The organism is Methylosinus sporium, from assembly GCF_003113265.1.
In the GTDB taxonomy this organism is placed as follows: Bacteria; Pseudomonadota; Alphaproteobacteria; order Rhizobiales; family Beijerinckiaceae; genus Methylosinus; species Methylosinus sporium.
The window spans coordinates 1-21,174 of the sequence record NZ_PUIV01000025.1; the positions used below are offsets into that span (position 1 = coordinate 1).

At 65.7% G+C, this 21,174-nt stretch carries 23 protein-coding genes; 14 read left to right on the top strand and 9 right to left on the bottom strand.

The annotated features are described in order from the left end of the window. Positions 1-1,773: PQQ-dependent dehydrogenase, methanol/ethanol family (locus C5689_RS13980; protein WP_342210427.1), on the top strand; the 1,773-nt coding region annotated here is incomplete at its 5' end. A gap of 21 nt (positions 1,774-1,794) precedes the next feature. Here the strand turns inward: C5689_RS13980 and C5689_RS13985 are convergent. From C5689_RS13985 to C5689_RS13995, 3 genes are read right to left on the bottom strand one after another with little or no spacing between them, the layout of a single operon-like run. Beyond that, positions 1,795-2,637 (bottom strand): RNA methyltransferase, encoded by an 843-nt coding sequence (locus C5689_RS13985; RefSeq protein WP_108917886.1) that lies wholly within the window; start codon positions 2,635-2,637, stop codon positions 1,795-1,797. Next, entirely contained in the window at positions 2,634-2,951 is a 318-nt protein-coding gene (locus C5689_RS13990) for a type II toxin-antitoxin system RelE/ParE family toxin (protein ID WP_108917887.1), read from the bottom strand. Before C5689_RS13990 ends, C5689_RS13985 begins: the two co-directional genes overlap by 4 nt. Then, complete coding sequence (locus C5689_RS13995; RefSeq protein WP_108917888.1) at positions 2,952-3,197, bottom strand: type II toxin-antitoxin system ParD family antitoxin; 246 nt, start codon at positions 3,195-3,197, stop codon at positions 2,952-2,954. Between the two features lie 245 nt (positions 3,198-3,442). On the opposite strand from C5689_RS13995, the gene C5689_RS14000 reads away from it, so the two are divergent. Further along, positions 3,443-4,663: an NADP-dependent isocitrate dehydrogenase gene (locus C5689_RS14000; RefSeq protein ID WP_108917889.1), complete on the top strand. Its 1,221-nt coding sequence runs from the start codon at positions 3,443-3,445 to the stop codon at positions 4,661-4,663. Between the two features lie 80 nt (positions 4,664-4,743). Then, entirely contained in the window at positions 4,744-5,160 is a 417-nt protein-coding gene (dksA, locus tag C5689_RS14005) for an RNA polymerase-binding protein DksA (protein ID WP_108917890.1), read from the top strand. 88 nt (positions 5,161-5,248) lie between these two features. Here dksA and C5689_RS14010 read toward each other — a convergent pair whose 3' ends face one another. Further along, positions 5,249-6,100: a flagellar biosynthetic protein FliO gene (locus C5689_RS14010; protein ID WP_108917891.1), complete on the bottom strand. Its 852-nt coding sequence runs from the start codon at positions 6,098-6,100 to the stop codon at positions 5,249-5,251. Between the two features lie 231 nt (positions 6,101-6,331). On the opposite strand from C5689_RS14010, the gene cckA reads away from it, so the two are divergent. From cckA to C5689_RS14050, 8 genes are all read left to right on the top strand, one after another. Then, positions 6,332-8,842, top strand: a complete 2,511-nt coding sequence (gene cckA / locus C5689_RS14015; RefSeq protein ID WP_108917892.1) for a cell cycle histidine kinase CckA — start codon at positions 6,332-6,334, stop codon at positions 8,840-8,842. Between the two features lie 143 nt (positions 8,843-8,985). Beyond that, on the top strand, positions 8,986-9,486 hold the full coding sequence (coaD, locus tag C5689_RS14020; protein ID WP_108917893.1) for a pantetheine-phosphate adenylyltransferase: 501 nt from the start codon (positions 8,986-8,988) through the stop codon (positions 9,484-9,486). A gap of 25 nt (positions 9,487-9,511) precedes the next feature. Beyond that, complete coding sequence (locus tag C5689_RS14025) at positions 9,512-10,066, top strand: peptidylprolyl isomerase (protein ID WP_108917894.1); 555 nt, start codon at positions 9,512-9,514, stop codon at positions 10,064-10,066. 83 nt (positions 10,067-10,149) lie between these two features. Further along, positions 10,150-10,602, top strand: a complete 453-nt coding sequence (locus C5689_RS14030) for a peptidylprolyl isomerase (RefSeq protein ID WP_108917895.1) — start codon at positions 10,150-10,152, stop codon at positions 10,600-10,602. Between the two features lie 227 nt (positions 10,603-10,829). Continuing rightward, a complete protein-coding gene (gene queA, locus C5689_RS14035) occupies positions 10,830-11,882 on the top strand; it encodes a tRNA preQ1(34) S-adenosylmethionine ribosyltransferase-isomerase QueA (RefSeq protein ID WP_108917896.1) in 1,053 nt (350 codons plus the stop codon). After that, the gene (locus C5689_RS14040; RefSeq protein ID WP_108917897.1) at positions 11,879-12,223 is read left to right on the top strand and encodes a hypothetical protein; all 345 of its coding nucleotides are present in this window, start codon (positions 11,879-11,881) and stop codon (positions 12,221-12,223) included. The genes queA and C5689_RS14040 overlap by 4 nt, the downstream gene beginning before the upstream one ends. A gap of 13 nt (positions 12,224-12,236) precedes the next feature. Further along, the gene (gene tgt, locus C5689_RS14045) at positions 12,237-13,367 is read left to right on the top strand and encodes a tRNA guanosine(34) transglycosylase Tgt (protein WP_108917898.1); all 1,131 of its coding nucleotides are present in this window, start codon (positions 12,237-12,239) and stop codon (positions 13,365-13,367) included. A 22-nt stretch (positions 13,368-13,389) separates the two neighbouring features. Beyond that, a complete protein-coding gene (locus tag C5689_RS14050) occupies positions 13,390-14,592 on the top strand; it encodes a DNA methyltransferase (protein ID WP_108917899.1) in 1,203 nt (400 codons plus the stop codon). Positions 14,593-14,596: 4 nt separating this feature from the next. Here the strand turns inward: C5689_RS14050 and C5689_RS14055 are convergent, their stop codons facing one another. After that, positions 14,597-15,094: a GNAT family N-acetyltransferase gene (locus C5689_RS14055; RefSeq protein ID WP_108917900.1), complete on the bottom strand. Its 498-nt coding sequence runs from the start codon at positions 15,092-15,094 to the stop codon at positions 14,597-14,599. Between the two features lie 80 nt (positions 15,095-15,174). Here C5689_RS14055 and C5689_RS14060 point away from each other — a divergent pair, with 80 nt between their 5' ends. Further along, positions 15,175-15,840 (top strand): M15 family metallopeptidase, encoded by a 666-nt coding sequence (locus C5689_RS14060; protein WP_108917901.1) that lies wholly within the window; start codon positions 15,175-15,177, stop codon positions 15,838-15,840. Here C5689_RS14060 and C5689_RS14065 read toward each other — a convergent pair whose 3' ends face one another. Both C5689_RS14065 and C5689_RS14070 read right to left on the bottom strand, forming a co-directional pair. Beyond that, positions 15,841-17,523 (bottom strand): cation:proton antiporter domain-containing protein, encoded by a 1,683-nt coding sequence (locus C5689_RS14065; protein ID WP_108917902.1) that lies wholly within the window; start codon positions 17,521-17,523, stop codon positions 15,841-15,843. Between the two features lie 71 nt (positions 17,524-17,594). Beyond that, entirely contained in the window at positions 17,595-17,849 is a 255-nt protein-coding gene (locus tag C5689_RS14070) for a hypothetical protein (protein WP_108917903.1), read from the bottom strand. A 196-nt stretch (positions 17,850-18,045) separates the two neighbouring features. On the opposite strand from C5689_RS14070, the gene C5689_RS14075 reads away from it, so the two are divergent. After that, the gene (locus C5689_RS14075) at positions 18,046-18,336 is read left to right on the top strand and encodes a hypothetical protein (protein ID WP_108917904.1); all 291 of its coding nucleotides are present in this window, start codon (positions 18,046-18,048) and stop codon (positions 18,334-18,336) included. Here C5689_RS14075 and C5689_RS14080 read toward each other — a convergent pair. Both C5689_RS14080 and C5689_RS14085 read right to left on the bottom strand, forming a co-directional pair. Beyond that, on the bottom strand, positions 18,328-19,572 hold the full coding sequence (locus tag C5689_RS14080; protein ID WP_108917905.1) for a CCA tRNA nucleotidyltransferase: 1,245 nt from the start codon (positions 19,570-19,572) through the stop codon (positions 18,328-18,330). The genes C5689_RS14075 and C5689_RS14080 overlap by 9 nt on opposite strands. Position 19,573: 1 nt before the next feature. After that, positions 19,574-19,834: a DUF6111 family protein gene (locus C5689_RS14085; RefSeq protein WP_108917906.1), complete on the bottom strand. Its 261-nt coding sequence runs from the start codon at positions 19,832-19,834 to the stop codon at positions 19,574-19,576. 349 nt (positions 19,835-20,183) lie between these two features. Between C5689_RS14085 and C5689_RS14090 the strand changes: the two genes are divergently transcribed. Beyond that, positions 20,184-21,173, top strand: a complete 990-nt coding sequence (locus C5689_RS14090) for an AAA family ATPase (RefSeq protein WP_108917907.1) — start codon at positions 20,184-20,186, stop codon at positions 21,171-21,173. Position 21,174 lies beyond the last annotated feature (1 nt).

The window sequence follows — 21,174 nt, forward strand, 5'->3', positions numbered from 1 at the left end:
GGCGTGGTCTCCTTCCAGCGCTCCAACGCTGGAATCAGCCGGGTTCAGCACCCCGGAGACTACGCCAACCCAATTCCAACCAATCCCGCGACGGCACCTCACGAAGGCGCTCCGCTCGTCATTCACGATGTGACGATTCCGGCGGCCGCCGACAAGGACGGCAAGACGAAGTCCGCCTATGTCACCGATGTGATGTATCTGCACACGCCGTTTCCGAATGTCGTCTATGCGCTCGATCTGCGAGATCCGGATCATAAGGTGCTGTGGAAATATGCGCCGCAGCAGGACGCCTCCGTCGTTCCGGTGATGTGCTGCGACACGGTCAATCGCGGCCTCGCCTATGGCGACGGCAAGATTTTCCTCGCGCAGGCCGACACGACTCTCGTCGCGCTCGACGCGGCGACGGGCGCGTCTTCCGGCGAGGGCAAGGACAGACCGATCTGGTCCGTCAAATTCGGCGATCCGTCGAAGGGCGAGACCTCCACGGCGGCGCCGCATGTGTTCAAGGACAAGGTGCTCATCGGCAACGCCGGCGGCGAATATGGCGTGCGCGGCCATATCAGCGCTTATGACGTCAAGACCGGCGCGCTGCTGTGGCGCGGCTATTCGACCGGGCCGGACGAGGAGACGTTGATCGATCCCGAGAAGACGACCCATCTCGGCAGGCCAGTTGGCAAGGATTCTGGAACCAACACTTGGCGAGGCGATCAGTGGAAGCTGGGCGGCGGCACGACATGGGGCTGGTACAGCTATGATCCAGAGCTCGATCTCGTCTATTACGGCTCCGGCAATCCTTCGACATGGAATCCGATTCAGCGTCCCGGCGATAATCGCTGGTCGATGACGCTCTGGGCGCGCGATCTCGACACGGGCAAGGCGAGATGGGTCTATCAGACGACGCCGCACGACCAATGGGATTATGACGCGGTCAATGAGATCGTGCTCGTCGATCAGGAGATCGGCGGCAAGAAGACGAAGACCGCCGTTCATTTCGATCGCAACGGCTTCGCCTACACGCTCGATCGCACCAATGGCGAATTGCTCGTCGCCGAGAAATTCGATCCGGCGGTCAATTGGGCCAAGAAGATCGACCTCGACAAGAAGTCGAAGACCTATGGCCGTCCGATCCTCGACGAGCGCTTCTCGACCGAGGCGCATGGCGAGGACGAGACGACGCGCGGCGCCTGTCCGACGACTCTCGGCTCGAAGGACGAGCAGCCGGCGAGCTATGATCCGAACTCCGGCCTCTTCCTCGTGCCGACGAACCATGTCTGCATGGATTTCGAGCCGTTCCGCGTCAGCTATTCCGCCGGCCAGCCCTATGTCGGCGCGACGGTGGAAATGTTCCCCGCCGATCGCGACAAGGGCGAGACGCATACGGGCAATTTCATCGCCTGGGACGCGAAGACCGGCAAGATCGTCTGGGCGAACAAGGAGCAATTCTCCGTGTGGTCGGGCGCCGTCTCGACCGATGGCGGCGTGACCTTCTACGGAACGCTGGAAGGCTATCTCAAGGCGGTCGACACAAAGACCGGCAAGGAGCTGTTCCGGCGCAAGACGCCCTCCGGCATCATCGGCAATGTCATCACCTATGAGGTCGGCGGCAAGCAATATGTCGCCGTGCTCTCGGGCGTCGGCGGCTGGGCCGGCATCGGCCTCGCGGCCGGCCTCACCAAAAGCAGCGACGGTCTCGGCGCAGTCGGCAATTATCGCAGCCTGTCGAATTACACCGCGCTCGGCGGCGTGCTCACCGTCTTCGCTCTGCCGGACTGACCGGCGTGCGCCCGGCGGCGCTCAGTCGCCGGGCGTCCCGCTCTGCTCTTCCTTCTTGCGCCGGCTCGCCTTCTTCGGCTCGCGCCGCGGGCCTTCCACCAGCCGCACCACTACGCCCCAGAGCGTGCGAACATCCTGCTCGGTCATGTTCATGCGGTGGAACATGTTGCGCAGATTGCGCGACATCACCGGCTTCTTCGTCTCGGGACGGAAGAATTGCCGCTCGTCGAGATGCTTCTCCAGATAGTCGAAGAAAGCGAGCGTCATTTCGCGGCTCGCCGGCGGCGAGCGCTCGACGACGTCGAAGGGCAGCGTCTCGCCATGAGCGAAGCGGAACCATTCATAGCCGGTGAGCAGCACAGCTTGCGCCAGATTGAGCGAAGCATAGGCGGGATTGACCGGAAAGGTCAGGATCGAATCGGCGAGCGCGACATCGTCATTGTCGAGCCCCGTGCGCTCCGGCCCGAACATCACGCCATGACGCTCGCCCGCGGCGAGACGCACGACTGTATCGGACATTGCGGTCGCGGGCGTCACCACGGGCTTCACCTGGCCGCGCCCGCGCGCCGTCGCCGCATAGACGAAGGTAAGATCGGCGATCGCCTCGCGCACAGTCTCATAGAGCTTGGCGGAATCGAGCAGATGCGCGGCGCCGGCGGCGGCGGCGTAGGAGGCCTCGCGATAGACGGGATCGCGCGTCGGCCAGCCCTCGCGTGGCGCGACGAGGCGCAGATCGGAGAGGCCGAAATTGGCCATGGCGCGCGCGCACATGCCGATATTGACGGCGAGCTGCGGCCGCACGAGCACGATGGTCGGCCCGCCTTCGAGCTTTGGCTTGGTGTGGTCGGTTCCGGCGCCGGTCATGGAGAACCGTCGCTCGAATCGAGGGTCGCTGCGAGATCGCGACGTGAATGAAGAATGTTCACGATTTCCAGACGCTCATCGGTGCAACGGAAGAAGATGATGTAGTCGCGGAACAAATAGCCGCGCAGTCCGGGCGAAAGCTCCTCGCGCGGACGCCCGAGAAGAATGGGCGACGCGGCCAGCTTTGCGCATTGCGCGCGAAATCGATCGGCGACGGCCAATCCTGCGTCGAGATCGCCGGAGGTCTCCCCGATGAAATCGGCTATGTCTTTCAGATCTCGATTGGCGGCGAGGCGATAGACCAGCTTGCGCATTCAGGCGCTTCGCGCCCTTCGCGCCTCGACATGGGCGCGCAACTCGGCGGCGACCTGCTCGTCGGTCAATTCGCCCGCTTCGGCGAGCGACGCCTCTATCGTCTCGCGCAGCGCCTTCAGCTTCGCCTCGCGCTCCTCCACGAGACGCAGGCCCTCGCGCATCACCTCGGTCGCCGAGGCGTAGCGGCCTTGCTTGACCAGGGAGTCGATGAACTCTTCCCAATGCTTGCCGACGGATACGTTCATGGCGAGCCTCCTCGGCGGATTATAGCACGATATGCGCATAACGTGCTATTGCGGGCGCCGTCGGCTTTTCTCTCGGCGCGAGCGCGCCGTAGGCGTCGGCGCCTGAACATGCGGCAGCAGTCGATCAAAATCGCCGTCACGAGAAGCGCAAACCGCTTCGCCTTGCAGATTTGCCCATGGCGCCTGCTTTGCCTCGCGCGTTACGCGCGCTATAAGGCCGGCGGCTCACGCGGGAGAGGCATTTTATGAGCAAGATCAAGGTCGCGAATCCAGTCGTCGAGCTCGACGGCGACGAGATGACCCGGATCATCTGGGCCTATATCAAAGACAAGCTCATCCATCCCTATCTCGATCTCGATCTGCTCTATTACGATCTCTCGATCCAGAACCGCGACGCCACCAATGATCAGGTGACGATCGACGCGGCCGAGGCGATCAAGACGCATGGCGTCGGCGTCAAATGCGCCACCATCACGCCGGACGAAGCCCGCGTGCAGGAATTCGGCCTGAAGGAAATGTGGAAGTCGCCCAATGGCACGATCCGCAATATTCTGGGCGGCGTCATCTTCCGCGAGCCGATCATCTGCAAGAACGTCCCTCGCCTCGTGCCCGGCTGGACGCAGCCGATCGTCATCGGCCGCCACGCCTTCGGCGATCAATATCGCGCCGTCGATTTCCGCACGCCCGGCAAGGGCCGCCTCACGATCAAATTCGAGGGCGACGACGGGACGGTGATCGAAAAGGAAGTGTTCCGCTTCCCCGGCGCCGGCGTCGCCATGGCGATGTACAATCTCGACGAGTCGATCCGCGAATTCGCGCGCGCCTCGATGAATTTTGCGCTGAACCGCAAATTCCCGCTCTATCTCTCGACCAAGAACACGATTTTGAAAGCCTATGACGGGCGCTTCAAGGATTTGTTCCAGGAAGTGTTCGACGCCGAGTTCAAAGCGCAATTCCAGGCGCAGGGTCTCACCTATGAGCATCGCCTCATCGACGATATGGTCGCCTCGGCGCTCAAATGGTCCGGCGGCTATGTGTGGGCCTGCAAGAATTACGACGGCGACGTGCAGTCGGACACGGTGGCGCAGGGCTTCGGCTCGCTCGGCCTGATGACCAGCGTGCTGATGACGCCGGATGGCAAGACCGTCGAGGCGGAGGCCGCGCATGGCACGGTGACGCGCCATTATCGCGAGCATCAGAAGGGCCATGCGACCTCGACCAATTCCATCGCCTCCATCTTCGCCTGGACGCGGGCGCTCGCGCATCGCGCCAAGCTCGACGGCAATGAGGCGCTGGCGCGCTTCGCTCTGACGCTGGAAGAGGTCTGCGTCTCCACAGTGGAGCAGGGCTTCATGACCAAGGATCTGGCGCTGCTCGTCGGCCATAATCAGAAATGGCTGTCGACCACCGGCTTCCTGGACAAGATCGATTCCAACCTCGCAGCCGCGCTTTCGCTCGGAAAATGAGGGATCGACGAAGTGATTGTGCTACCCGAGCGGCGCGGCTATATAGACGCCGCGTTCAGGCTTAGGGAGGATTCGCGGCAATGGCGGTGGATCTAGACGCGAGCTACAGACCGTCCGAGCAAGAAGATTTCATGAACGATCGGCAGCGCGAGTATTTTCGGCGCAAGCTGCTCGCGTGGAAGGACGAGATACTGCAGGAGAGCCGCGACACGCTCGCCACTCTGCAGAGCGAGAACGAGAACCATCCCGACCTCGCCGATCGCGCTTCGTCGGAGACCGATCGGGCGATCGAGTTGCGCGCCCGCGACCGGCAGCGCAAGCTCATTTCCAAGATCGACGCTGCTTTGTCGCGGCTCGAGGACGGCACCTATGGCTATTGCGAAGAGACCGGCGAGCCGATTTCGCTGAAGCGGCTCGACGCGAGGCCGATCGCCACTCTGTCGATCGAGGCGCAGGAGCGGCACGAGCGCCGCGAGCGCGTCTACCGGGACGATTGAACGGGCGTCTTCGATCTTTCGAAATATCCGAACAGGAATGAAAAAAACAGCGCCCGCGGAGAATTCCGCGGGCGCTGTTTTTGTCGGCTCAGGGTTTCGATTCCGGACGGCCGAGCAGTCGCGCCATTTCCGCCTCGAGCGAGTCGAGCGGATCGACGGGCGGAGCCGGCGGCGGCTCTTCCGGCGGCGGAGGAGGGGGCGGCGGCTCGACGACGACCTCCTGCGGCGGAAGCTCGGGAGCGGGCGGCGGCGGTTCCGGCGCGGGCGGCGGCGGCTCGACGGCCGGCGGCGGCGCCGGCGGCTTGGCGGCGCGCGACAGGAAGGGCGGCGGGGCCGGACGCGGCGGCCGCGGCGTGGGGGTGAAGGGCGGCCGCTGCGGCGTGAAGCGCGGCGTTCCCGCGCGCGCGGGCGCCTCGGGAGCGGCTGGCGGCGCCGGCGGCTTGGACGGCGGCGGGCCGAATAAATCCGGCGGCAGCGGCGCGAGGCCGGGCGCCTGAGGCGGCGCGGCCGGCTCAGGCTTCGGCGCCTCGCTCTCTATCGAAGGAGCGGAGGGGCCGAGCGGCGGCAGGACGGGCGCGGGCGCCTGAGGCGCGGCCGGGCCGAGCGGCCAGCCCGGGCCGGCGGCCTCTTTCTCGCGCGGGCGCGGCTCGCGCGCCTCGACGCGGCTGATCGAGGCCTCGACCAGAAGATCATTGGGCCCGCCGATGAGCAGAAGATGCTCGACATTGTCCCGCCGCACGATGACCAGCTGGCGGTCGCCGTCGACGTCGAAAGTATCGACGATATCGAGGCGGCGCGGCCGGTTGCGCGGCCCAGGAGCCTTGATGCGTCGTCCGAACAGGAGCCGGTAGATGTAGACGAGCAGCAGCGCCGCGAACAGGAACGCGACAATTGCGGCGAGTATCGGCAGGAGCTGCGACTGTGTGATGCTGGACGGCATGAATCGATTTTTCTTTCGTCGTGACGCGGCGCGAGAATGCAGTCTATCGGCGTTGGACGCAAGCGCGCCTCAAAGGTTAAACAATGGTTAATAGGGCAAGCTTCGTGATTCGCGCTTGCGGAAAATGCGCAAGGACATTGCCATCGGCTCCGGCCGGGGCCATTGTTCCGCGTGATTCTGCCTGCGCCGTGGCGCTTTGCCCGGCGCAGGAGCACAGCCGAGACGATACCCGTGACCGACAGGACGGCGCCGCCCGCTTACGACCGCACCGAACGCCCCGGAAACGTCGGCCTGGTTCTGGCTCTCGCCATCGCCCTCGTCGGCGCGATCGTCGTCGCCTCTCTGCTGCCGGCGCCGGCGGCGCCCAAATTCGCGGTCGGCCTCTTGGCGCTGCTCGCCGTCGCGGGGGTTTTCTGCGCCTTCGCCTATGCCGTTGGTTTTTTACGCTTTCCTGGCCGCTCCACGCATCTCGACATCGCCCGACGGATCGCCGATTCCTTCTCCGAGGGACTGCTCGTCACCGAGGGCGACACACAGATCGTCTACGCCAATGATGCCTATCTCGAGCTCTGCGGATCGCGCGATCCAGCCGGGCTGCTGACGGTCGAGCGACTGTTCTCGGGCCCGGCGGAAGTGTCCGAGGCGATCTATCGCCTCGCCCAGGCCTCGCGCGCCGGGCGCGCCCATGCCGAGGATGTGCGCCTCGTTCCGCCGCTCACGGGCGACGCCGAGGTCGGCTGGTATCGCATTCGTGTGCGTCCCCTCGGGCGCGACGGCGCGCGCCACACGAATCTGTGGACAGTCGTCGACGCCACCGCCGACCGCCAGCGCCAGGAGAATGTCTTTCAGGAGCTCCAGCACGCGATCGACTTTCTCGATCACGCGCCGGCGGGCTTTTTCTCGGCCGGCCCGGACGGGGCGATCTCCTATATGAACAAGACGCTGGCGGGCTGGCTCGGCTACGACCTCACCCAGGTCGGCTCGGGCGGCGTCTCGCTCGCCGATATCGTCGCCAATAATGGCTCGACTCTGCTCACCGCCATCACCGGCGGCTCGGGCGAGGTGCGCACCGCGCAGATCGACCTCGATCTGAAGCGCCGCAACGGCCGCTCTTTGCCGGTGCGGCTGCTGCATCGCGTCGCCTTCGGCCAGGACGGCGCGCCGGGCGCCTCGCGGACCTTGGTGCTCAATCGCACCGCCGGCGAGGAGCCGGAGGAGGATCTGCGCGCCGCCGAAGTGCGTTTCGCGCGTTTCTTCAATTCGACGCCCATGGCGATCGCCGCCGTCGATCCCGACGGCAAGGTCACGCGCTCCAACGCCGCCTTCGCCAAGCTGCTGCCGCAGGCGCTGAAGGGCGCAGCCGCCTGGCCCGTGTTGGCCAGCGTCGTCGAGCGCGACCGCGCCGCGCTGAAAGAGGCCATGGCCGCGGCTCTCGACAATCGCGGCGACGTGCCGCCCATCGACGCCGCCCTCGAGGAGGAGGACGGATTGCCGACGCGCTCGGCGCGCTTCTTCGTCGCCCCGTCCGAGGACGCCGGCAAGAAGGGCGCGACCATCTATGCGCTCGACACCACCGAGCATCGCAAGCTGCAGGAGGGCTTCGCCCAATCGCAGAAAATGCAGGCGGTCGGCCAGCTCGCCGGCGGCGTGGCGCATGATTTCAACAACATGCTCACCGCCATCATCGGCTATTCGGACCTGCTGCTCGCCAATCACCGGCCGACCGATCCGTCTTTCCAGGACATTATTCAGATCAAGCAGACGGCCAATCGCGCCGCCGGGCTCACGCGCCAGCTGCTCGCCTTCTCGCGCCGGCAGACATTGCGTCCGCAGGTGCTGCAGCTCGGCGACGTTCTCACGGAGCTGCAGCTGCTGCTGCGCCGGCTCGTCGGCGAGAAGGTCGAGGTCGATCTGAAGCACGGCCGCGACCTCTGGTTCGTGAAGGCCGACATCAATCAATTCGAGCAGGTCATCATCAATCTGGTGGTGAACGCCCGCGACGCGATGCCCGAATCGGGCGGGCGCATCCAGCTGCGCACGCGCAATATCGCTTCGGGCGAATGCGCCGGCTTCGGCGAAGCCTCGCTCACACCGGCCGAATATGTGCTGATCGAGGTCGAGGACAATGGCTCCGGCATTGCGCCGGATGTGATGGCCAAGATTTTCGAGCCCTTCTTCACCACTAAGGAGGTGGGCAAGGGCACGGGCCTCGGCCTTTCCATGGTGTTCGGCATCGTCAAGCAATCGGGCGGCTTTGTCTTCCCGGCCAGCGAGGTCGGGCGCGGCACGGTTTTCCGCATCTTCCTGCCTCGCCATGTGCCGGAGGTCGGCGAGGTTACGGCGAAGCCGGAGGCCGCCAAGCCGGCCGCCGATTACACGGGGCAGGGGACCATATTGCTGGTCGAGGACGAGGACGCCGTCCGCGCCTTCGCGGCGCAGGCGCTGGGCTCGCGCGGCTATAATGTGATGGAGGCCGCCTCAGGCCTCGAGGCGCTGGAAGTGGTGGAGCGCGAGGGCCAGCGCATCGACCTCATCGTCTCCGACGTGGTGATGCCGGAGATGGACGGCCCGGCCATGTTTGCCGAATTGCGTAAGCGCGGCGTCACGGCGAAGGTGGTGTTCGTCTCGGGCTATGCCGAGGAGGCTTTCGCCAAGAATCTGCCCGAAGGCGATTTCGGCTTTTTGCCCAAGCCTTTCAGCCTGAAGCAGCTGATCGAGACCGTGAAGGCGAGCTTAGAGTGAAGGCGCGACTGCGCGACGGATGGGCGGCCGCGGTTGCCAAAGAGCCCTCATCCGACCTCGCTTCGCGAGGCCACCTTCTCCCGCAAGCAGGAGAAGGAGCGCACAGAGGTTACGCGTAGCCGAAAATCGCCTATATCCGCGCTATGACCCGCACGGCGCTCTATACCGGTTCCTTCGATCCCATCACCATCGGCCATTTGGATGTGATCCGGGCCGGGGCGAGCCTTTGCGACCGCCTCGTCATCGCCATAGGCGCGCATCCGGGCAAGACGCCGCTGATCCCGCTCGCGCAGCGCGTCACGCTCATCGAGACGGTCTGCGCCGGGCTCGCGGAGGCCGTTTCCTGCCGTTTCGAGGTGGTCTCCTTCGCCGGCCTCGCCGTGGAGGCGGCGCGCGACCATGGCGCCGGGCTGATCCTGCGCGGATTGCGCGACGGCTCCGATTTCGACTATGAAATGCAGATGGCGGGGATGAATCTCGCCATGGCGCCGGAGATCCGAACCATTTTTCACCCTTCGTCTCCGGCCGTCCGGCACATCACCGCGACGCTCGTGCGGCAGATCGCCTCGCTCGGAGGCGATGTCTCGGCCTTCGTTCCGCCAGAGGCGGCGGAGGCGTTGCGCCGCGCGCTCTCCGGACGCTGACAAAACAACGCAAAGGGAGGCTCGATTGCCTATCGATCGCCGCAGCTTCACGCTCGCCGCTCTCGCCGCCGCCGCTTCCGCCAGCGCCGTCCGCGCCGAGGATGCGCCCGAGCATACGCTCTATCTCGACACCAAGGACGGCCGCATCGTCATCAAGCTGCGCGCCGACATAGCGCCCAAGCATACGGCGCAGATCGAGACATTGGCCAAGCGCCATTTCTACGATGGAATCGTGTTCCACCGCGTCATCGACGGCTTCATGGCGCAGACCGGCGATCCGACCGGCACGGGCATGGGCAAATCCGACCTGCCGAATATTCCGGCCGAATTCTCCAAGGAGAAATTCGTGCGCGGCACTCTGGGCATGGCGCGCAGCCAGAATCCGGACTCGGCCAATTCGCAATTCTTCATTTGCCTCGCGCCGGCGCGCTATCTCGAAGAGCAATATACGGTGATCGGCGAGGTCGTCTCCGGCATGGACGTCGTCGACAAGATCAAGAAGGGCGACAAGGCCGACAATGGCAAGGTAACGAACCCCGACAAGATCATCAAGCTGCGCCTCGCCGGCGACAATAGCTGATCGCGCCTTCTCGCGCTGCGATCCGAGCGCCGCGGCCCTCGGATCGCTTCGCCGGGCGAAATGTAAAACCGACAGGAGTGGACATGTCCGAAGCCGAAAATCTGAAGCTCGAGACGACGCAGGGCGACGTTTTGATCAAGCTCCGCCCCGATCTCGCGCCCAACCATGTGGCGCATATCAAGAAGCTCGTCTCCGAAGGCTTCTACGATGGAATCGTCTTCCATCGCGTCATCGACGGATTCATGGCGCAGACCGGCTGTCCGCACGGCACCGGCACCGGCGGCTCGAAATATCCGGACCTGAAGCAGGAGTTCAACGCCGAGCCGCATGTGCGCGGCACCTGCTCCATGGCGCGCGCGCAGAACCCCGATTCCGCCAATTCGCAATTCTTCATCTGCTTCGACGACGCCCGCTTCCTCGACAAGAAATATACCGTGTGGGGCCAGGTGATCTCCGGCATGGAGAATGTCGATAAGATCAAGCGCGGCGAGCCGGTCAAGGATCCGGACAAGATCGTCAAGGCCTCGCTGGTCTGATTTTCCGTCGCGTATGAAAGTTCGCGCTCCCTTCTCCCGCTCGCGGGAGAAGGTGGCCCGGCGAAGCCGGGTCGGATGAGGGCTCTCGCTATCGCCCTCGTCGAACAAATTTCGAGGCGGCGCCGATCGAGCGGCGTCGCCCTCATCCGACCCTCGCTGACGCGAGGGCCACCTTCTCCCACGAGTGGGAGAAGGAGTCGCGCACGCAGGCTTCGCAAAAAACACCCATGCGCGTCGATCTCTTCGATTTCGAGCTTCCGCGAGACCGGATCGCGCTGCGTCCCGCCGAGCCGCGCGATAGCGCGCGTCTGCTCGTCTCGCCGCCGGACGGCGACTTTCTCGACCGCTCCATTCGCGACCTGCCGGACTTCCTTGCGCCCGGCGATGCGCTCGTCGTCAATGACACGCGCGTCATTCACGCGCGCCTCTCCGGCTTTCGCGCGCGCGGCGAAACGCGCGCCCATATAGAGGCGACGCTCATAGAACGTGTCGCGGCCAATCGCTGGCGCGCGCTGGTCAAGCCGGCGAAGAAGCTCGCCATCGGCGAGACCGTGCGCTTCGGCGCGGATGGCGTGCTGGCGGCGACGGCGCTCGAGAAGGGCGAGAGTGGCGAGATATTGCTCGGCTTCTCGCTCGCGGGCGCCGCCTTGGACGAAGCCGTGGAGGCCGCCGGCGTCATGCCGCTTCCGCCCTATATCGCCGGCCAACGCGCCGCCGACGCGCGCGACGAGACCGACTATCAAACCCTGTTCGCCGCCAACGCCGGCGCCGTCGCCGCGCCGACGGCAGGGCTGCATTTCACGCCACGCCTCGTCGAAGAGCTGCAGGCGAAAGGCGTATCGCTGCATCGCGTGACGTTGCATGTCGGCGCCGGGACGTTTCTTCCGGTTAAGGTCGAGGACACTGCAGAGCACAAGATGCATTCTGAATGGGGCGCGCTCGACGCCGCGACGGCGCAAGCGCTGAACGAGACGCGCGCGCGGGGAGGGCGCGTCGTCGCCGTGGGCACCACTGCGCTGCGCGTGCTGGAGAGCGCGGCGCGCGAGGACGGAACGCTCGCGGAATTTGCGAGCGAGACGGCGATCTTCATCACGCCCGGCTATCGCTTCCGCGCTGTCGATGTGCTGCTCACCAATTTCCATCTGCCGCGCTCGACGCTTTTCATGCTCGTCTGCGCCTTCGCCGGGCTCGAGCGCATGAAGGCGGCCTATGCGCATGCGATCGCCTTCGGCTATCGCTTCTATTCCTACGGCGACGCTTGCCTGCTGTTGCGTAAATGAGTGAGCCGGCTTTTCTCGATGTGCGCGTGCTGGCGCTCTGGCGCGACGATCGCACCGAATGTCCGCTGACGCTCGATCTGCGCATAGACGCCCACAGCCGCCGCGTGATCTCGCATTGGGAGACCTTCGGCGCCTGCGATCTTTCCGGCGGCAAATGCCGGCCTTTCGTGCTGCGGCGCGACGGCGCTCTGGATTTCGGAATGTGCGCGGCGGAAGCGTGGCGCACCGATCTGCGCAGCGTCGCGATCAAGGTCGGCGAGCGCTTCACCGTGCATTGGAACGAGCACGATTTCGGTGTTTATGAGATCGTCAAAGTGGCGTCTCTCGGCGCCAAGAGCTGAGTGAGAGAGACGCATGACCGAGCAATTTTCTTTTCGGCTACTCGCGAAAGACGGCGCGGCGCGGCGCGGCCTCGTCTCGACGCCGCGCGGCGACATACGCACGCCGGCCTTCATGCCCGTGGGCACGGCGGCGACGGTCAAGGCGATGTTTCCTCAGGATGTGCGCGCGACCGGCGCCGATATCGTGCTCGGCAATGTCTATCATCTAATGCTGCGCCCCGGCGCGGAGCGCGTCGCCGCGCTCGGCGGGCTGCATAAATTCATGAATTGGCCGCATCCGATCCTCACCGATTCCGGCGGCTTTCAAGTGATGTCGCTGTCGAAGCTGCGCAAGCTGAACGAGGAGGGCGTCGCCTTCCAATCCCATATCGACGGTTCGCGCCATATGCTGACGCCCGAGCGCTCGATGGAGATTCAGCGTCTGCTCGATTCCGACATTCACATGCAATTCGACGAATGCGTGCGCCTGCCCTGCACAGATGCGGAGGCCGAGCGCGCCATGCGTCTGTCGCTGCGCTGGGCGGAGCGCTCGCGCAAGGCTTTCGGCGACGCCAAAGGCAAGGCGCTCTTCGGCATAGTGCAGGGCGGCGCCTCGGAGCCGCTGCGCATAGAGAGCGCGAAGGCGCTGGCTGGCATGGATTTCCACGGTCTCGCCATAGGCGGCCTCGCGGTCGGCGAGCCACAGGATGTGATGCTGGCGATGCTCGACATTGTTATCCCGCATCTGCCCGAGGAGAAGCCGCGTTATCTGATGGGCGTCGGCACGCCGGACGATATCGTGCAATCCGTGCTGCGCGGCGTCGATATGTTCGATTGCGTGATGCCGACGCGCGCCGGGCGCCATGGCCTCGCCTATACGCGCTTCGGCCGCGTGAATCTCCGTAATGCGCGTCATGCCGACGACGCCGCGCCGCTCGATGAAGGCGCCGCCTGCGCCTCTGCGCGCGATTATTCCCGCGCTTATCTGCATCATCTGGTGAAGGCGCAAGAAATCCTCGGCATGATGCTGCTGACGGAAATCAATGTCGCTTATTATCAGGAGCTGATGGCCGGGCTGCGCGAAGCGATAGAGCAGGGACGCCTCGCCGATTTCATCGCAGAGACGAAGGAAGGCTGGGCGCGCGGAGAAGCCAAGGCGCTATAGTCGGCATGAACAAGGGTGATTCATGCCCCAAGCGCTCGCTCGCAATCTCGCCTGCTCGGCCGATACTCTCGAAGCAGAGCTGCTCGCCTTCGACGCTTTCGGCGCGCCGACGCGGCGGATAGAGGAGGAGGGCCTCCTCTATCTCGTCAATGAATTCTGGACCTCGGCGCAAAGGCAGGCGCATTCGCTGCACGAGATCAGCTACCGCGCCTGCTTCAAGCCGCAGCTGCCGGGCTTTTTCATCTCGCGTCTCACCTCGCCGGGCGAGGCTGTGCTCGATCCCTTCATGGGCCGCGGCACCACGCCGCTCGAGGCCGCGCTGCAAGGGCGCCGACCTATGGGCGCGGATATCAATCCGCTCTCCATTCTGCTGACGCGCCCGCGCCTGTCGCCGCCGCCGCTCGCGGGCATAGAGAAACGCCTCGCCGAAATCCCTTGGGAGAAAGGCGAGATCGAGCGGGACGATCTGCTCGTCTTCTATCATCCCGAGACTTTGCGCCGCCTCTGCGCGCTGCGCCGGCATCTGCTCGAGCGCGACACGGATGGGGTCGACGATTGGATTCGCATGGTCGCGATCAATCGCTTGACCGGACACTCGCCTGGCTTTTTCTCGGTCTATTCGCTGCCGCCGAACCAGGCGGTTTCCATCGAGGCGCAGGCCAAGATCAACGCCAAGCGCAAGCAGACGCCGCCCTTGCGCGATGTGGCGGCGCTCATCCTGCGCAAATCGCGCGCGTTGCTCGCCGATGGCGCGCCGCCGCTGCATCCGCCCGCCGTGCTCGCCACCGGCGAAGCCTGGCGCGCGCCCTATGCCGGCGACGCGGAAGTGCGGCTCGTCGTCACCTCGCCGCCCTTTCTGGATGTCGTGCAATATGCGAGCGACAATTGGCTGCGCAATTGGTTCGCCGGCGTCGATGCGGATGCGGTGCGTATCTCCGCGCATCGCAGCGAGGCGGAATGGGAACGAATGGTGCGCGCCTGCCTCGCGGAATTCGCGCGCATCGTCGCGCCCGGCGGGCATGTCGCCTTCGAGGTCGGAGAGGTGCGCGGCGGCAAGGTGCTGCTCGAGCGGCTCGTCTGGCGCGCCGCCGAGGGGCTACCCTTCGAGCGGCTGTTCGTGCTGGTGAACAGCCAGAGTTTCACCAAGACCAGCAATTGCTGGGGGGTCGGCAACAACGCCAAAGGCACGAACACGAACCGCGTGGTGACGTTGCGACGGATTTAGCGCCTCAGCCGACCAGCGCGAATGCCGGATGATAATCGACAACGCCGGTCGGGATCGGCGACGCCAGGGGAAGCGCCGAGAACAGCTCCGGCGGCCCGCCGATGAAGCGAAGGCCGGCATGGATATCGAATCCGAAGCGGCCGTAATATTTCGGATCGCCGAAGACGACACAGCCCGCAGCATTCGCTGCGCGCAGGCGTGAGAGCGCAACGCCGATCAGAGCCGCGCCAATTCCTCGCCGTTGACGCTCGGGCAGGACGGCGATCGGACCGAGGCCGAACCAGCCGAGCGAGGCTCCGTCGATCGAGACAGGCGACACGGCGAGATGGCCGACAATGTCGTCATCTTCCGCCACGAGCGACAGCGTCAGGGCGTCGGCCGCGCGAAGCGCGTCGACGAGTTCGCCTTCCCGCCCATTGCTGAATGGATGACCTTCGAAGGCGGCGGCGACGACCTTTCGAATCGCGATGCGATCCGCTCCGCTCTCGTCCCGGATAAGCATGTCTCTATGCCTTTGATTGGGCCGATCTCTACGGTAAGACTGACGTCACGCCGCGCCACCGTCAACACTTGGGCCGCCCCATGACCTCCAAAGCCACCCGCGACATTGTCGCCGCCGCCGCCGCCGGCGCCTGCGTCGCTTGCGCCGCCGCTGCCGCATCGCTTCCGCCAGGATTCGTGCGGCTCGCCGATCTCGCGCCGCAGATCGTGCAGGATATGCGCTACGCCGGCTCGGACAATTTCACCGGCCGCCCCGTGCCCGGCTACAAGGCCGCGCAATGCTGGCTGCGCGAGGATGCGGCCAAGGCGCTCATCGCCGTGCAGGCGGAAGCCAAGGCGCAAGGTTTCGAGCTCATCCTCTATGATTGCTATCGTCCGCGCCGCGCCGTCGCCGCCTTCATCGATTGGGCGAAGAGCCCGGACGAAAGCATGAAGGCGCAATATTATCCGCATGAGACCAAGCGCGACCTGTTCGCGCGCGGCTATATCGCCGAGAAATCCTCGCATTCGACCGGGCTCGCCGTCGATCTCGGCGTGCTGGGCTGGGATTTCGGCACGCCTTTCGATTTCTTCGACGAGCGCTCGTGGACAGCCAATAGGGATGTGAGCGCCGAGGCGCAGGAGCATCGGCGCCGCCTCGAGACGCTGATGCGCCGCCACGGCTTCCACAATCTGCCGACCGAATGGTGGCATTTCGCTTTCGCCGGCGCGGGCGAGGCGCCGAGCTATGACGTCGAGATCGAATAGTCAGCCGTCCTTGTCGAGACGCCGGCGCAAATAGTCGAGCATACCGGCGGCGAGCTCGACTTCCGGCGTGAAGACGCGGCCGATCTGCTCGCTCTCGAGCAGATCGGCTTCCGCCGCGTCGCGGGCGCGCAGCGCGACGCTTACAGCGGGATTGACGCGTCGCGCCGCCGAGATCATCCGCTGGAGGTCGCAGCTGTCGGTGGTCGTCGCGACGATCAGCGCGCTCGCTTGCGCGATATGCGCCTGCGCCAGCGAAGCCGGCTCGGAGGCGTCGCCGCAGACGGCGGCGATATCTTGCGCGCGCAGCGACTCCACCAGCTCGCGATTTTGCTCGATCACCACGAAGGGCGTTCGCCATTCGAGCAGCTTCTCGCCGATCCGGCGGCCGACGCGCCCATAGCCGACCAGAACGATCTGGCCAGTCAGCCGCGCATCGTCGACGCTCGCCGGCAATTCCGCGAGCGGGTCCAATGAGCGCGCCTTTTGTCCGAGCCGCGCGCGGATCGGCTCGATCGCGACGAAAACCAGCGAATTGAGCGCGATGGAGACCAGCGCGCCGGCGAGGATCAGATTGCGGCCGTCCGGCGAGATGAGGCCGAGCGAGACGCCGAGCCCGGCCAGAATGAAGGAGAATTCGCCGATCTGCGCGAGGCTGGCGCCGACGGTCAGCGCCGTGTCCAGCGGATAGCGCAGCGCGAGGGTGAGGCCGACGGCGGCCAGCGTCTTGCCGATCATTACGATGCCGACGACGGCGAGCACGTGCCAGGGTTCCTCGACGAAGGCGCGTGGATCGAAGGCCATGCCGACCGAGACGAAGAACAGGACGGAGAAAGCGTCGCGCAGCGGCAGGGATTCGTCGGCGGCGCGATGGCTGAACTCGGATTCGCGCAACATCATGCCGGCGAAAAAGGCGCCCAGCGCGAAGGAGACGTCGAAGAGCTTGGCCGAGCCATAGGCGACGCCGATCGCCGTGGCGACGACACAGAGCGTGAACAACTCGCGCGAGCCGACGCCCGCCACCCAGAACAAGAGGCGCGGGAACAGCCAGCGCCCGACCACCAGCATGAGAATGACGAAGGCCGCCACTTTGGCGAGCGTCAGGCCGACGATCGGCCATAGATTCGTCTCGCCCGCCATGGCGTCGGGATCGCCGCCGCCGAGCAGGCCGGCGGCCGGCGGCAGCAGCACCAGCAGCAGCACGGTCGCCAAATCCTCGACGACGAGCCAGCCGATGGCGATGCGGCCATTGATCGTGTCCATCTCGCCGCGCTCCTCCAACGCGCGCAGCAGCACCACGGTGCTGGCGCAGGAGAGCGAAAGGCCGAAGATCAGCGCCGCGCCGAAATGCCAGCCCCAATAGGTGGCGACGCCGACGCCCAGCGCCGTGGCGATGGCCATCTGCACCACCGCTCCCGGCGCGGCGATGCGACGGACGGAAAGGAGATCGTCGATCGAAAGATGCAGGCCGACGCCGAACATCAGCAGAATAATGCCGATCTCGGCGAGCTGATCGGCAAGGGCGACATCGGCCACGAAGCCGGGCGTCGCGGGGCCGATCAATATTCCGGCGAAGAGATAGCCGACGAGCGGGGAGAGCCGCAGCTTTGCGGCGATGAGCCCCATGAAGAGCGCGAGGCCGAGCGCGGCGGCGAGAGTCGTGACGAGATCGACTCCGTGTTGCATCTTCCCTCCTGGAACACGAGACCCTCGAATAGAGCAATTCGAGCGCCGGAGCGATCGGAGGAGGGCGCGGCTCAGTCCGCGCTGGGCAGGCGTCGGATGGTGAATTCGATACGGCCGTCCTCGAGCTCTCGCCAGAACTCGATCTCGGTCATATAGGCGGCTTTGGGGTAGAGGTCGAACCATTCGCGCGCTTTGGCGCGGGCCTCGCCACGCTCGAGCGTGAAGGTCTCGCGTCGCCAGCCGTCGCTGCGCGCGCTTTTGACATAGCGGGCGCGATCGGCGAGCCGACGCGCGACGTCTCTCGGCTGTCTCGTCTCGACGCCCATACGCAACTCCTGCGGCCCCGACAGGAGGGATGATAGCGCGCTCGACGCCGAAAAGAAAAGCCGTACGCAAAGCGACGCCGAGTATTTTCCGCCTTCGGCGCGGCCTCGCGCGTCGCAGCGGGGAGGCTCTGGCCGCAGCGATGCTCCGCCCCAGATGTTCGGAAGGAGCCGCTCCAGCGGAGCAAGACGCGGAAATATGTCACAAAATCGCCAGCCGCATATTTTGAACGCGGCCTCCAGCCTGCTCGGCATCTGCTTCGTGCTGATCACCGGCCTCAAAATCAGCGGCGCGAGCGGCGGCACTCTGCTGGACGAGGTCGCCATGGTCTCGGCTGTCGGCTTCGTCGGCGCCTGCCTCTTTTCTTTCGCCTCCATGCTGCAACTGCCCGCGCCGATCAATTACGAGCTGATCGCCGATCTTCTCTTCGTCCTTTCCATGCTCTGCCTGTTCGCGGCGGTGCTGATGTTCGGGCGCAGCCTATTGTGATTTTGGGGGTAGAGCCTCGCGCGTCGCCTCTTCGACGAGCCGCGTCACCGTCGCCGGATCGCGCGGAAAGCCGGCGCGTATCCATTTCGCCTGCAATTCCTTCAGCACAGCGCCGAGCGCGCGGCCGGGCGAGAGACCGCGCGCCATCAGATCGGCGGCCTTGACCGGAAAATCCGGCGCCGACGCCTCGGCCAGGAAGCGCGCGGCGCGCAGCCAGAATTCCGCATTGGGCGCGGCGGAGCTTTCCGCATGGGCCAGCGTCAGAGCGTCGCGGGCGCTCTGACGGCCATGCTCGAAGAGAAGCCGCGTCAGCTCCAGTTCGGACGGCGGCGAGGCGGCGCCGTGCAGTCCCTCGAGCAGTCGCGTCGCATGAGCCAATCGGCGGTGCTCGGCGTTGGAGAGCCGCAGCCGCTCGCGCAGACGATCGGCGTCCTCGGGAATGAGCGCAGCCAGCGCGCCGAGGCGCAGCAGCGGATCGACCGCATGGGCGAGCGTCGCCTCGACCGCGGCCAGCCGTGCGAGCCGCGCTGGAAAAGTGGCGCCGACGACGACTTCCAGCACGCCGGCTTGCGAGATTTCGCGCGCCACCTCCACCGCGCGGCGCGCCGCGAGAAGCTTCAGCGTTTCGGCGCGAATGCGCTCGCCGGAGAGCTTGGCGAGGCTCGCCCGCGCGATTATCGCCGCATGAAGCCCGGCGGCGTCGAGCGCCCCCTCGCCGAAAGCCGCGTGAAAGCGAAAGAAGCGCAGGACGCGCAAATGATCCTCGGCGATGCGGACGGCAGGATCGCCGATGAAGCGCACGCGCCGCGCCTCGAGATCGGCGAGCCCGCCGGCGTAATCATGGAGCTTTCCATCCTGCGAGAGGGAAAGAGCGTTGATGGTGAAGTCGCGCCGCAGCGCATCGGTCTCGAAATCGTCGCCGAAGCGCACTTTGGCGTGACGGCCGTAGGTCTCGACATCCTCGCGCAGCGTCGTTACCTCGAAAGGCGTTCCTTCGACGACCACAGTGATCGTGCCATGCTCGACGCCGGTCGGCACGCTTTTGAGCCCGGCCGCCTCCGCCGCCTTCGTCACGGCCTCGGGCAGAGCCGTGGTGGCGAGGTCGATCTCGTGCGGCGCGCGGCCGAGCAGGGAGTCGCGCACGGCGCCGCCGACGATGCGCGTCTCGCCGCCGGTCGCGCGCAGCGCCTCGAGCAGGCGGATGATTTTCGGATTGTCGAGCAGGCGGATCGGCAAATCACTGAAAGCGGCCGGGCGCGAGCCGGCCGTCCTCTATATGCGCCGGGACATAGGTTCCCTCGTTGCGCGGCGACAGCAGAGCCAGAAAAACAAATCCGGCGATCGCGATGGCGAGGCCGGCGATGGCCAGCGACGAGACGACGCCGCGTGTCCACAGCGCCGCCACGAAGGGCCAGCGCCGACGCGCCAACAGATAGAGCGCATAGGCGACGAAGGGCGTGACGAAGAGCAACGCCGGCTGAACGATGACCCGCCACATGGGGACGCCTCTCGGTAGATCGGCGGCCGGAGCCGGCGAAGACGTTCGAAGGAATGACGATCTCCGGAATCGCTCGCCGGACTTCCTCGAAACTATAGCACAGGCCACCGCCGGCCTCCTCGGGAGCGGCAGCCGCGCAAAGGGCGCGCATATCGACCGCCGAGCTCCCGTCGCGCGAGCTTCAAAAAGCCACTTTTTGCCGCCGACCCCGTCTGTCCGGCCGAGCCGAGACCGGGGCCGAAATTAAACATTCTTTAACGTCGACAAGCGTCCTTTCCGGCTTATCCTAGGGGGAAACTGCGACGCGGCCGTCGTCGCCGATCGCAGGGCAGTCATCGAAGGACAGTCAATGACCGAGCAAGATCTGGCGAGCGCTCCCGCCGCCGCCGAGCGTGTCCTCGACGAGATCGGCCGCGCCCGCGCCGCCGTTTCCACCGTGATCTTCGGCCAGGAGGAGGCGGTCGAGCAGGCGCTCGTCACTCTGCTCGCCGGCGGCCATGGCCTGCTCGTCGGCGTGCCCGGACTCGCCAAGACCAAGCTCGTCGAGACATTGGGCCGCGTGCTCGGCCTCGACGAGCGGCGCGTGCAATTCACGCCGGACCTGCTGCCGGCCGATATTCTCGGCTCCGAGGTGCTCGAGGAGACCGCCGACAAAAAGCGCGTCTTCCGCTTCGTCAAAGGCCCGATCTTCGCGCAATTGCTGATGGCGGACGAGATCAACCGCGCCTCGCCGCGCACGCAATCGGCGCTGCTGCAGGCGATGCAGGAATATCATGTCAGCGTCGCCGGAGAGCGTCACGATCTGCCGCGGCCCTTCCATGTTCTGGCGACGCAAAATCCGTTGGAGCAGGAGGGAACCTATCCTCTGCCGGAGGCGCAGCTCGATCGCTTTCTTCTCCAGATCGACGTCGATTATCCCGACCGCGCCAGCGAGCGGCGCATATTGCTGGAGACCACCGGCGACCGCGTGACCGTGGCGCGCAAGACTCTTTCCGCCGACGAGCTGATCGCCGCCCAGAGGCTGGTGCGGCAATTGCCGGTCGGCGACAGGATCGTCGACGCGATTCTCGATCTGGTGCGCGCCGCGCGGCCGGGGGAGGGCGATCCGGAGATCGCGCCCCATGTCGCCTGGGGGCCGGGCCCACGCGCGGCGCAGGCCCTGATGCTCGCCACCCGCGCGCGCGCGCTGCTCTCCGGGCGGCTGTCGCCCTCGCTGGACGATGTCGCCGCGCTCGCCGCGCCGGCGCTGCGTCATCGCATGGCCTTGACCTTCGCTGCGCGCGCGCAGGGCAAGACCGTCGCCGGCCTCGTCGACAAGCTCGTCTCGAGGATCGGCTGAG

Bases quoted from the DNA above. Each gene is read 5' to 3' on its own strand.
- C5689_RS14085 (WP_108917906.1), bottom strand. From the start codon at position 19,834: ATGTGGCGGGTCATCGTTCAGCCGGCGTTGCTCTTCGTCACGCCCTTC.
- dksA (WP_108917890.1), top strand. From the start codon at position 4,744: ATGGCGGTGGATCTAGACGCGAGCTACAGACCGTCCGAGCAAGAAGAT.
- C5689_RS14060 (WP_108917901.1), top strand. From the start codon at position 15,175: ATGACCTCCAAAGCCACCCGCGACATTGTCGCCGCCGCCGCCGCCGGC.
- tgt (WP_108917898.1), top strand. From the start codon at position 12,237: ATGACCGAGCAATTTTCTTTTCGGCTACTCGCGAAAGACGGCGCGGCG.
- C5689_RS14055 (WP_108917900.1), bottom strand. From the start codon at position 15,094: ATGCTTATCCGGGACGAGAGCGGAGCGGATCGCATCGCGATTCGAAAG.
- C5689_RS13990 (WP_108917887.1), bottom strand. From the start codon at position 2,951: ATGCGCAAGCTGGTCTATCGCCTCGCCGCCAATCGAGATCTGAAAGAC.
- coaD (WP_108917893.1), top strand. From the start codon at position 8,986: ATGACCCGCACGGCGCTCTATACCGGTTCCTTCGATCCCATCACCATC.
- C5689_RS14070 (WP_108917903.1), bottom strand. From the start codon at position 17,849: ATGGGCGTCGAGACGAGACAGCCGAGAGACGTCGCGCGTCGGCTCGCC.
- C5689_RS14000 (WP_108917889.1), top strand. From the start codon at position 3,443: ATGAGCAAGATCAAGGTCGCGAATCCAGTCGTCGAGCTCGACGGCGAC.
- C5689_RS14090 (WP_108917907.1), top strand. From the start codon at position 20,184: ATGACCGAGCAAGATCTGGCGAGCGCTCCCGCCGCCGCCGAGCGTGTC.
- C5689_RS14065 (WP_108917902.1), bottom strand. From the start codon at position 17,523: ATGCAACACGGAGTCGATCTCGTCACGACTCTCGCCGCCGCGCTCGGC.
- C5689_RS13995 (WP_108917888.1), bottom strand. From the start codon at position 3,197: ATGAACGTATCCGTCGGCAAGCATTGGGAAGAGTTCATCGACTCCCTG.
- C5689_RS14075 (WP_108917904.1), top strand. From the start codon at position 18,046: ATGTCACAAAATCGCCAGCCGCATATTTTGAACGCGGCCTCCAGCCTG.
- queA (WP_108917896.1), top strand. From the start codon at position 10,830: ATGCGCGTCGATCTCTTCGATTTCGAGCTTCCGCGAGACCGGATCGCG.
- C5689_RS14030 (WP_108917895.1), top strand. From the start codon at position 10,150: ATGTCCGAAGCCGAAAATCTGAAGCTCGAGACGACGCAGGGCGACGTT.
- C5689_RS14050 (WP_108917899.1), top strand. From the start codon at position 13,390: ATGCCCCAAGCGCTCGCTCGCAATCTCGCCTGCTCGGCCGATACTCTC.
- C5689_RS13985 (WP_108917886.1), bottom strand. From the start codon at position 2,637: ATGACCGGCGCCGGAACCGACCACACCAAGCCAAAGCTCGAAGGCGGG.
- C5689_RS14040 (WP_108917897.1), top strand. From the start codon at position 11,879: ATGAGTGAGCCGGCTTTTCTCGATGTGCGCGTGCTGGCGCTCTGGCGC.
- C5689_RS14010 (WP_108917891.1), bottom strand. From the start codon at position 6,100: ATGCCGTCCAGCATCACACAGTCGCAGCTCCTGCCGATACTCGCCGCA.